Annotated in this window: 11 protein-coding genes; 4 read left to right on the top strand and 7 right to left on the bottom strand. The window is 62.4% G+C overall.

The window, feature by feature from the left end:
* Nucleotides 1-579 precede the first annotated feature (579 nt).
* The 4 genes from pssA to JFY56_RS15605 form a co-directional block, all read right to left on the bottom strand.
* A complete protein-coding gene (gene pssA, locus JFY56_RS15590; protein ID WP_208314760.1) occupies nt 580-1395 on the bottom strand; it encodes a CDP-diacylglycerol--serine O-phosphatidyltransferase in 816 nt (271 codons plus the stop codon).
* 152 nt (nt 1396-1547) lie between these two features.
* A complete protein-coding gene (gene ilvC / locus JFY56_RS15595; protein WP_208314761.1) occupies nt 1548-2564 on the bottom strand; it encodes a ketol-acid reductoisomerase in 1017 nt (338 codons plus the stop codon).
* Between the two features lie 46 nt (nt 2565-2610).
* Nucleotides 2611-3102 (bottom strand): acetolactate synthase small subunit, encoded by a 492-nt coding sequence (gene ilvN / locus JFY56_RS15600; RefSeq protein ID WP_208314762.1) that lies wholly within the window; start codon nt 3100-3102, stop codon nt 2611-2613.
* A gap of 2 nt (nt 3103-3104) precedes the next feature.
* Nucleotides 3105-4835 carry an acetolactate synthase 3 large subunit gene (locus JFY56_RS15605; protein WP_208314763.1) on the bottom strand — a complete coding sequence of 577 codons (1731 nt, stop codon included), beginning with the start codon at nt 4833-4835 and terminating at the stop codon, nt 3105-3107.
* 402 nt (nt 4836-5237) lie between these two features.
* Here JFY56_RS15605 and JFY56_RS15610 point away from each other — a divergent pair, with 402 nt between their 5' ends.
* A complete protein-coding gene (locus JFY56_RS15610; RefSeq protein ID WP_208314764.1) occupies nt 5238-5708 on the top strand; it encodes a DUF4124 domain-containing protein in 471 nt (156 codons plus the stop codon).
* A gap of 10 nt (nt 5709-5718) precedes the next feature.
* On the opposite strand, the gene JFY56_RS15615 is transcribed toward JFY56_RS15610, so the two are convergent.
* Genes JFY56_RS15615 through mrcB form a run of 3 tightly spaced genes read right to left on the bottom strand, consistent with a single transcriptional unit; the run spans nt 5719 to nt 9156 of the window.
* Entirely contained in the window at nt 5719-6048 is a 330-nt protein-coding gene (locus JFY56_RS15615; RefSeq protein ID WP_208314765.1) for a YqcC family protein, read from the bottom strand.
* On the bottom strand, nt 6048-6818 hold the full coding sequence (locus JFY56_RS15620) for a tetratricopeptide repeat protein (protein WP_208314766.1): 771 nt from the start codon (nt 6816-6818) through the stop codon (nt 6048-6050). The genes JFY56_RS15615 and JFY56_RS15620 overlap by 1 nt, the downstream gene beginning before the upstream one ends.
* Nucleotides 6819-6834: 16 nt before the next feature.
* Complete coding sequence (gene mrcB, locus JFY56_RS15625) at nt 6835-9156, bottom strand: penicillin-binding protein 1B (protein WP_208314767.1); 2322 nt, start codon at nt 9154-9156, stop codon at nt 6835-6837.
* A 215-nt stretch (nt 9157-9371) separates the two neighbouring features.
* Here mrcB and JFY56_RS15630 point away from each other — a divergent pair, with 215 nt between their 5' ends.
* From JFY56_RS15630 to JFY56_RS15640, 3 genes are all read left to right on the top strand, one after another.
* On the top strand, nt 9372-10934 hold the full coding sequence (locus JFY56_RS15630; protein ID WP_208314768.1) for a bifunctional aminoglycoside phosphotransferase/ATP-binding protein: 1563 nt from the start codon (nt 9372-9374) through the stop codon (nt 10932-10934).
* Nucleotides 10935-11153: 219 nt separating this feature from the next.
* On the top strand, nt 11154-11426 hold the full coding sequence (locus tag JFY56_RS15635; RefSeq protein ID WP_208314769.1) for a TfoX/Sxy family protein: 273 nt from the start codon (nt 11154-11156) through the stop codon (nt 11424-11426).
* A 101-nt stretch (nt 11427-11527) separates the two neighbouring features.
* Entirely contained in the window at nt 11528-12319 is a 792-nt protein-coding gene (locus tag JFY56_RS15640) for a Crp/Fnr family transcriptional regulator (protein ID WP_208314770.1), read from the top strand.
* Nucleotides 12320-12572 lie beyond the last annotated feature (253 nt).

The following is a 12572-nucleotide window of genomic DNA, read 5'->3' on the forward strand; positions in this document are numbered from 1 at the left end:
CAAACTCTTCAGTTCAATACTGCTTGGGTTTTGAGAAAACCCTAAACTTGGCTCAGCAATCGCAAAAAACTCTCGAATTCACGAGTGTTACTTGTGATGCTGATAATCTTGCGATCGATCAGTCTTAACTCACAAGCACCCACACGAATTGCTTGATTCAACTTGTTAAAGAGCAGCTGGTTGAGGCCTTCGCTTCAACCGAGGCGCGCATTCTACGCTAACCTCTTCGTCCGTCAAGCCTTATTTTTCGAAATTTTCGTTTCTACTCAATCGCTTGCGCCAAGGAGAAGATCGAACCTTCTCATCAGCGGGAGGCGCATTCTACAGCGATCAATCTCGCTGTCAAGCCCCTCTCGGCACTTCACTCTCACTTCGTTGCTGCTTAAGTGCTTGATTTTCAAGCTCTTTGCCGGCACCGCCGTGAGAGTGGGGCGCATTATAGGGACTCAGAAAACTGAGTCAACGACTTTCTGAAAGAATTTTCAGCAAGAACGGAAACAGAAAGAAGATAAGGGAGCCGAAAGCAGCGCGGGGACTGGCTTGGCAGCCAGTCCCCGCGGAGATAAAAGCCAGATCGAATCAGCTGACTTGTTTGCGGCGACGCAACTGCAGCAGGTATTGCACCGGACCGGAGCCGGCATAGGCAAGGAACAGCAACAGCAGGATACGCGGCGGATCGGTGAAGACCACGGCGAAGGCCAGCACTACGATCAGGATCGCCACGAATGGAACGCGACCACGCAGGTCCAGATCCTTGAAGCTGTAGTACTTGATATTGCTGACCATCAGCATGCCGGCAGCCGCGACCATCAGGGCCACCAGCAACGATACCTTGGCACCCTGGATCTCGAAATCGGCGAACGCCCAGACCGTACCGGCCACCAGAGCCGCCGCAGCCGGGCTGGCCAGACCGATGAAGAAGCGCTTGTCCGCCTTGCCGACCTGGGTGTTGAAGCGCGCCAGACGCAGCGCCGCACCAGCGACATAGATGAAGGCGACCATCCAGCCGACCTTGCCCAGACTGCTCAGTGCCCACTCGAAAGCAACCAGAGCCGGCGCGACGCCAAAGGCGACCATATCGGAAAGGGAGTCGTATTCGGCACCAAAGGCGCTTTGCGTATTGGTCAGGCGGGCGACGCGACCATCCAGGCCATCCAGCACCATTGCGACGAAGATGGCGATGGCAGCGTTGGAGAACTGCCCGCTCATCGCATTGATGATGGCGTAGAGGCCAGTGAATAGAGCCGCGGTAGTAAACAGGTTGGGCAACAGATAGATGCCGCGATGACGGACCTTGCGGCCATCGGCGTCCTGGCTTTCCTCGATATGCTCATCGATGGGCAGCAGGCTTTCGGCTTCGGGGGCCTTGTTCGGCTCCTCGGGTTGTTCGCTCATGGACAAATTCCTTGGGAACGCGTTAGCAACGGAAAAGCCGAGGCGACTCCTGACTGCAGGGACAGCCCCGGCGCAGTGGCTTTATACCAGATCGCCGGCGGAGAACGAAAAAACGCGGCCAAAGCCGCGTTTCTTCGTGTGTCGAACAGACCTTAGTTCTTGGTCTTGTCGACGATCTTGTTGGCAGCGATCCACGGCATCATGGCGCGCAGCTTCTCGCCGACCACTTCGATGCCATGGGCAGCGTTGTTGCGGCGGTAAGCAGTCATCGACGGGTAGTTGGCCGCGCCTTCGGTGATGAACATCTTGGCGTATTCGCCGTCCTGGATGCGCTTCAGAGCGTTGCGCATGGCCTGACGGGATTCGGCGTTGATCACTTCCGGACCGGTCACGTACTCGCCGTACTCGGCGTTGTTGGAGATCGAGTAGTTCATGTTGGCGATGCCGCCTTCGAACATGAGGTCAACGATCAGCTTCAGCTCGTGCAGGCACTCGAAGTAGGCCATTTCCGGCGCGTAGCCAGCTTCGACCAGAGTTTCGAAACCGGCCTTGACCAGCTCGACGCAACCACCGCAGAGAACAGCCTGCTCGCCGAACAGGTCGGTTTCGGTCTCGTCCTTGAAGGTGGTTTCGATGATGCCGGTACGGCCGCCGCCAACGCCGCAGGCGTAGGACAGGGCGACGTTCTTGGCGTTGCCGGAAGCGTCCTGGTAGATGGCGATCAGGTCAGGGATGCCGCCGCCCTTGACGAACTCGGAACGCACGGTGTGACCCGGGGCCTTCGGCGCGATCATGATCACGTCGAGGTCGGCACGCGGAACGACCTGGTTGTAGTGGATGGAGAAGCCGTGAGCGAAGGCCAGGGTGGCACCCTTCTTCAGGTTCGGCTCGATCTCGTCCTTGTACAGGCGGCCCTGGAACTCGTCCGGAGTCAGGATCATGACTAGGTCGGCAGCGGCGACAGCGCTCGGCACGTCAGCCACTTTCAGACCGTGGGCTTCGGCCTTGGCAACCGAAGAAGAGCCCGGGCGCAGGCCGACGGTAACGTCGACGCCGGAATCTTTCAGGTTGCAGGCATGGGCATGGCCCTGGGAACCGTAACCGATGATGGCAACTTTCTTGCCCTGGATGATGGAAAGGTCACAGTCTTTATCGTAGAAAACGCGCATGGGTATACCCCTGTCAAATATGGCCTCGTGGGCCGTCTTTCAGATTTCAGATGCTCAGAGTCTTGTCGCCGCGGGCAATCCCGGTGACACCACTGCGAACCACTTCGAGGATCGACGCAGTACCGACAGCCTGGATGAAGCTGTCCAGCTTATCGCTGGTGCCAGCCAACTGCACGGTATAAACACTGCTGGTGACGTCGACGATCTGTCCGCGGAAAATGTCGGTAGTACGCTTGACCTCGGCGCGCTGAGCGCCGGTGGCCTTGATCTTCACCAGCATCAGCTCGCGCTCGATGTGCGCACTTTCCGACAGATTGACCAGCTTCACCACCTCGATCAGCTTGTTGAGGTTCTTGGTGATCTGCTCGATGACCTCGTCCTGCCCGACCGTGGTCAGGGTCAGGCGCGACAGGGTCGGGTCCTCGGTCGGGGCGACCGTCAGGCTTTCGATGTTGTAGTTGCGTTGGGAGAACAGACCGACCACGCGGGACAGCGCGCCTGGCTCGTTTTCCAGCAGCAGGGAAATGATGTGTCGCATGATCAGGTACGCTCCGTCTTGCTCAGCCACATGTCGCGCATCGCGCCGCCACGGATCTGCATCGGATAGACGTGTTCGCTGGAATCAACCTGGATGTCCATGAACACTAGGCGGTTCTTCAGAGCGAACGCCTCTTCCATCTTCGGCTTCAGATCCTTCAGATCGGTAACGCGCATGCCGACATGGCCATAGGCCTCGGCCAGCTTGACGAAGTCCGGCAGGGATTCCATGTAGGAGTGCGAATAGCGGCTGTTGTACTGCATGTCCTGCCATTGGCGAACCATGCCCAACGCACCGTTGTTCAGGTTGATGATCTTCACCGGCAGGTCGTACTGCAGGCAGGTCGACAGCTCCTGGATGTTCATCTGGATGCTGCCTTCACCGGTCACGCAGGCCACGTCGGCGTCCGGGAAGTTCAGCTTTACGCCCATCGCCGCCGGGAAGCCGAAGCCCATGGTGCCGAGACCGCCGGAGTTGATCCAGCGATTGGGCTTGTTGAACTTGTAGTACTGCGCCGCGAACATCTGGTGCTGGCCGACGTCGGAAGCGACGAAAGCGTCGCCCTTGGTCACTTCCCACAGAGTCTCGATCACGGTCTGCGGCTTGATGATGCTGCCGTCGCCCTTGTCGTACGGGAAGGTGCCGCGACTGCCGCGCCATTCCTCGATCTGCTTCCACCAGGCAGCCTGGGCTTCCTTGTTCGGGGTCTCGCCGATTTCCTTGAGGATGGCGACCATTTCGGTCAGCACGCTGTCCACCGGACCGACGATCGGGATGTCAGCCTTGACGGTCTTGGAGATCGAGGCCGGGTCGATGTCGACATGGATGATCTTGGCGCCCGGGCAGAACTTGGCTGCCGTTTCACCATTGATCACACGGTCATCGAAGCGCGCGCCGACGGCGAAGATCACGTCCGCATGGTGCATCGCCAGGTTGGCGGGGTAGCTGCCGTGCATGCCGAGCATGCCGAGGAACTGGCGATCGCTGCCCGGATAGCCGCCGAGGCCCATCAGGGTGTTGGTCACCGGCAGGTTGAGCATGCGCGCCACTTCGGTCAGCGGCTCGGCAGCATTGCCCATGATCACGCCGCCACCGGCGTAGAGAATCGGGCGCTTGGCGGCGATCAGCATTTCCGCGGCCTTGCGGATCTGGCCGGAGTGGCCGCGAACCGCCGGGTTGTAGGAGCGCAGCTTGACCTTCTTCGGATAGGAGTACTCGAACTTCTTGGTCGGGTCGCCCATGTCCTTCGGAATATCGACCACCACCGGACCGGGACGGCCGGACTGGGCGATATAGAAGGCCTTCTTGATCACCTCGGGAATTTCCGACGGATGCTTGATGATGAAGCTGTGCTTCACGATCGGGCGGGAAATGCCGACCATGTCGGTTTCCTGGAAGGCATCGGTACCGACCACGGTGCTCGGCACCTGGCCGGAAATGATCACCATCGGGATCGAGTCCATGTACGCGGTAGCGATGCCGGTGATGGCATTGGTCGCGCCCGGACCGGAGGTCACCAGAACCACGCCCGGCTTGCCCGTCGCACGGGCATAGCCGTCGGCCATGTGGGTAGCCGCCTGCTCGTGGCGCACGAGGATGTGCGTCACTTCGTTTTCTTTGAACAGTGCGTCGTAGATATGCAGCAGGGCACCGCCCGGGTACCCGTAGATGTACTTAACGCCTTCGTCACGCAAAGAGCGGACGACCATTTCAGCGCCGGATAAAAGCTCCACGTTTTCACCTCTAGAACGCTATACGGCCTCCCAAAACGGGTGACCGAAACTTGGTTGGCTGCCCGGCAGACATTGGGCGAATGTGATCGCCGGCTACGTCGACTGCCGAATGAGCAGAACTTGGAGGCGCTCCTGGTGTGTTACGGAGCACCTCCACCCAGCGCGAGGTAACGCGAAGCAGGGTGAAGCTGAGCGGCGCGGGTAGCGCCCCTTGTCTGCCGAGTAAAACCAGCTTGCGGCCGGCCCACTGCAGCGAACTTGGGATTCTTCGCATTCAATTGCGTCAAGTCAAGCCATATCTGGCACTGTTCATGCGTGCGCTGTGATCTTTCTCCGGATGAATGCCCTGGCGTTTTGGTTATAGTTACCGGCAAGACTCTGCCTTCCAAGGATCGAAACAGCATGCGACGGTTTATCTTCATGGGCAGCCTGCTGCTCGCCTTGACCACTCCGGCAATGGCTGCGCAGGTCTACAAGTGGGTCGATGACAAGGGCATCACGCATTTCGGCTCGCACCCGCCGGAGGGAACCCGCGCCGCGAGCATCAGCACCAGCACCTCCCAGCCGAAGTCCGGTTTCCCGCTGCCTCCGGCGCCGAAGGCAGCAGCGCAACCGTCGCCGAATGCACCCGTGTCGCCGGCGCCGGCCGATCCGCAGAAAACCGTGGATGAAAAGGTGAAGCGCGACATCGCCCAACAGGAAGCCGAGCGCGGCAAGTATTGCGAGGGCATGCGGACCAATCTGTCACAACTGAAGAACAATCCGCGCGTGCGCGTCCAGGAAGAGAACGGCGAGATGCGCAGATTGCCTGAAGAGGAACGCCAGCAGCGGATTACCCAGACCGAGCAGGCGATCCGGGAAAACTGCGACTAGGAATCGCAGCTCAGGACGCTTCGCCGATCAGCCTGTCGAAGGTCCCGAGCGCGTCGAGCAGGGGCAGCACGCGCACGCCCTGCTCGGCATAGGCCATTTCAGCCATGGCGCGAATACCCGAGGCATGGGGCAGTTCAGCCTCGGCTTCGATGATCAGCTTCATGCGCGGCAGGAATATCCACTGCAGCCACTCCTCGAATGCCAGCGTATCCACGCAGAACGGCTCCGAACTGGCCAGGGCAGTATCACTCGGCGGCAGCAGCGCCCACATCCCCAGAGCACGCAACTCACGCTCGATCAGCAGGAGCTGATCGGCGAGAGCAGGCAGACGCTGGTCCATCACAGGGTTACCTTGGCGTTCTGCCTGGCTTGCGCGGCACCCGCCGAGTCGCCCTGGCGTTCACGGGACTGCGCGATCAGCTCCCACAGGCTGGCCTGCAGGGTCGGCCGCCCACTGGCGTAGGACAGGCCGCGGCGCGCCAGTTGCTCCGCCTGCGGTGCATCGCCCTGGGCAAGGCGCACCTGGGCAAGCTTGTAGAGCACCTGCGGCTCCCGCGGCGCAATACGCTGGGCGCGCTCGAGGCTGGCAGCAGCGCCGTTCAGGTCGCCGCCGCCCTGTTGCTGCTGGGCAGTGGTCAGCAGCGCCAGCACCGGCCCGTCCAACTGCTCGTCGGCGGCCAGGTTGCCGTTGCCGCTGGCAGCGCTGTTTCCACTGGGAATGCCAGTCGGTTGAGATGGCGTTGTCGCTGGCGGCTGGTAGGTTCCACCCACCGTCGGCGACGGCACGCTGCCCGGCGTGCCGTATTGCGGCCCCGGGGTGATCGGCGCCGAGGTGCTGAGCGGCGCGCTGCCGGTCTGTGCCGGGAATGTCTGAATCGGTGCAGCACCTGCGTCCTGCGGAACCATGACCACGACGCCGGAATCGCCTTGCGGAATGTTCTGCGCGGTCCCTGCAGCAGGTGCTTGCTGAGCGCGGCCGCCCGGGCTGACACGCTCCTGATTGGACACCGGGGCACCGGAGTCCTGCACGGGGATCGCCCCGCGCTGGGGAGTCGTACAGCCAGCCAGCAACGCCGATGCGGCCACAGCCGCAAACCAAGCCTTTCTCACTTCGAATCCTCTCGCCTCAGTTCAGCCAGCCACGAACCCAGTCCATCACTTCGTTAGCTGGCGCTTGGATGCCACAGCCAGCGCCTGGTGCCGGCTCGCTACCACGAATATAAGGCATCTGCACGGCACCCGGACAACTGGGGTCGCTGCCCTGGCCAGAATGGGGATCGACCCAGGCCATCACCACATTATCCGGCATCGGCATGTCCAGCGGCAGAGGGTCGGCCTTGCGCATGAAGCTGGTCCAGATCTGCAGGGCTCCGGTGGCACCGGTGAGCGGCGTCTTGCCGTTGTCGTCGCGGCCGATCCAGACCACCGCCAGCAGATCCTGTCCGAAGCCGGAGAACCAGCTGTCGCGGGAGTCGTTGGTGGTGCCGGTCTTGCCCGCCAGGCTCAGCGAGGACGGCAGCTGGTTGTACACCGAGCGCGCCGTACCTTCGCGCATCACCCGCTGCATGGCGTTCTGCACCAGGTAGATGGCGCCCGGATCGAAGCGCTGCTGGACCTGGAAGGGATAACGCTTGAGCGGCTGGCCGTCGGCGGTCAGCACGCTGCGGATACTTCGCAGCGGCGTGTTGAAACCGCCGCTGGCGATGGTCTGGTACATGGTCGCCACCTGCATCGGGCTCATGGCGCCGGCGCCGAGGAGCATCGACGGATAGGCCGGCCAGTTCACCGACACGCCCAATCGCTCCAGGGTCTTGAGTACGTTCGGCACGCCGAGGCTCATGCCCAGCTTGGCCGTCGACAGGTTCAGCGAATTGGCCAGCCCCTGATAGAGGAAGATGGTGCCGCGCGCCTGATGGTCGTAGTTCTGCGGTCTCCAGACCTGGCCATCCCTGCCCTTGATGGAGAACGGCTGGTCCTCGATCCAACTGGTCAGGGTGTACTGGCTGGGCTGTTCCAGGGCGGTCAGGTAGACGGCCGGCTTGACCAGCGAGCCGATCGGCCGCATCGCGTCGATCGCCCGGTTGAAGCCGGCGAAGCGCGGATCGCGGCTGCCGAGCAGCGCCTGGATCTCGCCGGTTTCCGGGTTGGTCACGACCATCGCGGTTTCGGTCTGGTCGACGCCCTTGCGACCGTCCAGCCGCTTGAAGGTCTCCCTGACCGCGCCTTCCGCCTTCAACTGCAGGATCGGATCGAAGCTGGTGAAGATGCGCAGGCCTTCTTCTGTCAGGTCTTCCTCGCGATAGTCCTCGCGCAACTGGCGCTTCACTAGGTCGAGGAAGGCCGGATAGGAGCTGTCGGCCATGCTGCCTTTCTTGGTGATGCCCAGCGGCCGCTGCTTCGCCTGCTCGGCTTCCTGGGCGGTGACCACGCCCTGCTCGGCGAGCACGTCGAGCACTAGGTTGCGCCGCTCCAGCGCGCGCTCCGGGTAGCGCCGCGGGTTGTAGTAGGACGGCCCCTTGACCATGCCGACCAGCAGGGCGACCTGGTGCACTTTCAATTCGGCGAGCGGCTGGCTGAAGAAGTACTGGCTGGCCAGACCGAAGCCATGCACCGCGCGCTGGCCATCCTGGCCGAGGAATACCTCGTTCAGGTACGACTCCATGATGTCGCGCTTGTCGTAATGCAGCTCCAGCAGCAGCGCCATCATCGCTTCGTTGAGCTTGCGCCAGAGGCTGCGCTCATTGGTGAGGAAGTAGTTCTTCACCAACTGCTGGGTCAGGGTGCTGCCGCCCTGGCGCAGGTGCCCGGCGGTGGTGTTGACCCAGACGGCGCGGGCGATGGACTTCAGCGAAACGCCGTGGTGATTCCAGAACTCGCGGTCTTCCACCGCCACCAGGGTATCGAGCAGGTACGGCGGGACCTGATCCAGCTTGATCAGGATGCGGTCCTCATGGTGCGCCGGGTAAAGCCCGCCGATCATCAGCGGCTCCATGCGCGCCACAGCGAGATCGCTGCCATTGGCCCCGGCGAGGCCGGCGACATAATCCCCGGAGAAACGCACACGGATGCGCTGCGCCGGCTCGGTACCTTCGTAGAACTGGAAGCCGCGGGTATTCAGCTCGACCGTATTGCCGGCCACCGAAGCCGCGCCGGGGCCGTTCGCCGCGCTTTCACGGCGATAGCCGAGGGCGTCCAACTCGCGCAGGAAGTCCTCCTTGTTCAGCTTGAGGCCGACGAAGAGCTCCAGCGGCCGGGCGTAGACCTTGGCCGGAATGGTCCAGCGCTTGCCGGAGAATTTCTCCTGGACAGTCGCATCGAGATAGACGGCAAAGCCTGCGACCACGACAAGACCGACCAGAGCGAGCTTTGCAGCCCAGCCCAGCCACTTGTGCAGTTGCGACGAGGATTTACCACGGTTACGGGAACGGGGGGATCGGGGACGCGTCATGGCGGCGCATTATACGTACTTTATCCACAGGGGACAGACGCCGCGGCAGGCAGCGTCCACGCTTGGCTTGTCGCAGGCGGCACGGGGCGCGGCCGCAAGCGACGATGCTTCGACCAGCCGGCCGACGATTGGTTGCCGCGCCCCGGCAAAGTTTGCACCAGCCCCTCCAACCGCCATAATGCCAGGCTTTCGAATTCGCCAAGCAAGGACCTACCGTGAGCCAGACGCTGATCGCCGCCCTGCAGAACCCGGCCCTCTTCCCGCATCCGGTAGAGAACCTCCGACTGATCGAGACCCACATTTCCTGGGTCATTCTCACCGGCCCCTACGTCTACAAGATCAAGAAGCCGGTGAACTTCGGCTTCCTCGACTTCACCAGCCTCGAAGCCCGCAAGCACTTCTGCGAAGAAGAACTGCGCCTCAACCAGCGCCTGACCGAAGGCCTGTACCTCGAAGTCCTGCCGATCACCGGCAGCGAGGATGCACCAGTGCTGGGTGGCGACGGCCCGGCCATCGAGTACGTGCTCAAGTGCCGCGAATTCTCCCAGGAAGGCCTGCTCAGCGAGGTCCAGGCGCGCGGCGAGCTGAGCGAAGCGCACATCGACGCCCTGGCCCGGCAGATCGCCGATTTCCACCAGCGTACTCCGCAGGTCCCCCAGGAAAACCCGCTGGGAACCCCCGAGGCCTGCATGGCGCCGGTGCGGCAGAATTTCGAGCAGATCCGCCCGCTGCTCTCGGAAACCAGCGACCTGCAGCAACTGGACGCCCTGGAAGCCTGGGCGGAAACCTCCTTCGATCGCCTGCTGCCGGTATTCCAGGCGCGCAAGGCCAACGGTCTCATCCATGAATGCCATGGCGACATCCATCTCGGCAATGCCGCGATCATCGACGGTCAGGTGGTGCTGTTCGACTGCATCGAATTCAACGAGCCGTTCCGCTTCACCGATGTCTGCGCCGATTTCGCCTTCCTCGCCATGGACCTCGAGGACCGCGGCCTGAAGAGCCACTCGCGGCGCTTCGTCAGCCAGTACCTCGAATACACTGGCGACTACCAGGCACTGGAATTGCTGAATTTCTACAAAGCCTACCGCGCCCTGGTGCGCGCCAAGATCGCCCTGTTCAGCCTGGCCCATCTCAACGACGCCGTGCAGAAGGCGGCGACCCTGCGCCAGTACCGCAACTACGCCAACCTGGCGGAAAGCTACAGCGCCATTCCCACGCCTTTCCTGGCCATCACCCATGGTGTTTCGGCGGTGGGCAAGAGCGGCGTGGCGCTGCGCCTCGTCGAGGCCCTTGGCGCCATCCGCCTGCGTTCGGATGTCGAGCGCAAACGTCTGTTCGGCGAACAATCGAGCGCCGAGCAGGGCCAGATGAACGCCGGCATCTACAACGCCAATGCCAGCAGCGCGACCTACGAGCGCCTGCATCGACTGGCCGCCGGCATTCTCCGCGCCGGCTATCCGGTGGTGCTCGACGCGACCTACCTGAAGCTCGCACAGCGCGCGGCAGCCTGGGAAGTCGCCGAAAACACCGGCGTGCCCTTCCTGATCCTCGACTGCCACGCCCCGGACAGCGTGATCGCCAGTTGGCTGGGCCAGCGCCAGAGCGAAGGCCGCGATCCTTCCGACGCCACCCTGGAAGTCATCCAGGCCCAGCAGGCCAGCCGCGAGCCACTGAGCACCGCGGAACTGCCGCACAGCAAGCGCGTCGACACGCCGGACAGTGCCAGCCTGGACGGACTGGTGGAGAGCATCCGCCAGCGTCTGCCCGGCCTGTAAGCCCATCGCCACACGGTCGGGTGCGCCGCAACGGGCGCCCCGCCCTCCTCTCCCGCCGTTCCAGGCGCCGCCAGCAGCCGGCCGCGCCCCTTGCGCACAACATCAAAACGCCACGCTTTTCAAGTGGGCCGCTACACTTTCATGCAATGCCCCAGCCGTTGCGAGCAGTTCACGGCCGGTGCGCATCACTGCCCATCGCGCCGCATCGCAAGGATCGAGATGAACGACGAACTGCTGCATCTGAAGAACCTTGGCAAGACCTCGGCCCAATGGCTGCATGCCGTTGGCATTCACAACGCATCGGATCTTCGCCGCCTGGGTGCCGTCGGTGCCTACCGGGCAGTCAGGGCGCGAGGCTTCAGGGCGTCCAAGGTGCTGCTCTATGCCATCGAGGGGGCTCTGCTCGATGTGCACTGGAACGACCTCCCTCCCGCCCACAAGGCCGCGCTTCTCGGCGAGCTTGAGACATTTCCCGCAAGGAACAAGAGCTAGCTCACAGGCGCTGTAGGAAAAGGTTTACCGACTACCCGGACACGCCTATCGTTCCAAGGGCGCTCGTACGCCTTCGACAGCCTGTGCAAGGAATTACGGCTATGTATCTACTTGGAGAACAACCGGCTTACGCGGACCAGCTGATCAATCACCTGCAGGGCATTCCGAGCCAGTTCCTCGCCGGATTGCAGCCTTGCGCAGAATCCATCCGCCTGGAACGAACCGAAGACCTGAGCGCCGAACTGCCGAGCAATCAGCTCTTCCTGATCGAAAACGGCCTGCTGCACGCCCTGGTGGACGAACGGCCGCTGTTCTACCTCCAGGAAGGCGACCTCGTCGGCCTGCGCCAGGGCATCGACCTGCCGCCCTGCCGCTACAGCAGCGACGAGCCGCTGTGCCTGATCCCCTATTCACGCAGCGACGTATTCCGCCACCTGCACGCCAGCGAGCAGCGCCAGGAACAGTTCCTGCACTACCTGCTCGGCCACACCGTCCTGCTTTCCGAGGCCCTGGCGCACCTCAAGCAGCCGGATATCCGCCCCTCCACCGGCTTCCAGCATTTCGCTGCCGGCGACCAGCTGATCCAGCAGGGCGACGATGCCGAGCATGTGTTCATCATCATCGAGGGGCACGCCGAAGCCTTCGTCGACGGACAGAAAGTCGGCGACGTGCAGAAGGACGAGATATTCGGCGCGATGGCGGTATTCACCGGCGAGAAGCGCAGCGCGACGGTGATCGCCAGCGAGCCCTGCACCGTGATGCTGATTCCCAAGGATCAGTTCCTCAACCTGATGCAGAGCAACCCGAAGATCGCCCACAGCCTGGTCGAGGGCATGGCCCGGCGCATCGACCTGTTGAACCGGGAAGTCACCCAGCTGCGCCAGCAGCGCTGACCCAACCGCCCCACCATGGAGAGCCCGGCCAAGCGCCGGGCTCTGTCGTTTTGCAGCGAGCTTCGGCAACAACGCAGCGGCTGCAAAAAAAAGTTTCGCCAGGGCGTTGACATGAAAATGAGAATTGTTATTATTACCACAACTGGTCGCGAGGCCAGTGGATAAGCTGAGAGATTCAACGCAGTCGGACCTCTTCAGATTATCTCCTCATCAGGCTAATCACGGTTTTAGACCCGGCTCTTGCCGGGTCTTT

It is taken from the genome of Pseudomonas schmalbachii (assembly GCF_017589465.1).
GTDB classification, from domain to species: domain Bacteria; phylum Pseudomonadota; class Gammaproteobacteria; order Pseudomonadales; family Pseudomonadaceae; genus Pseudomonas; species Pseudomonas schmalbachii.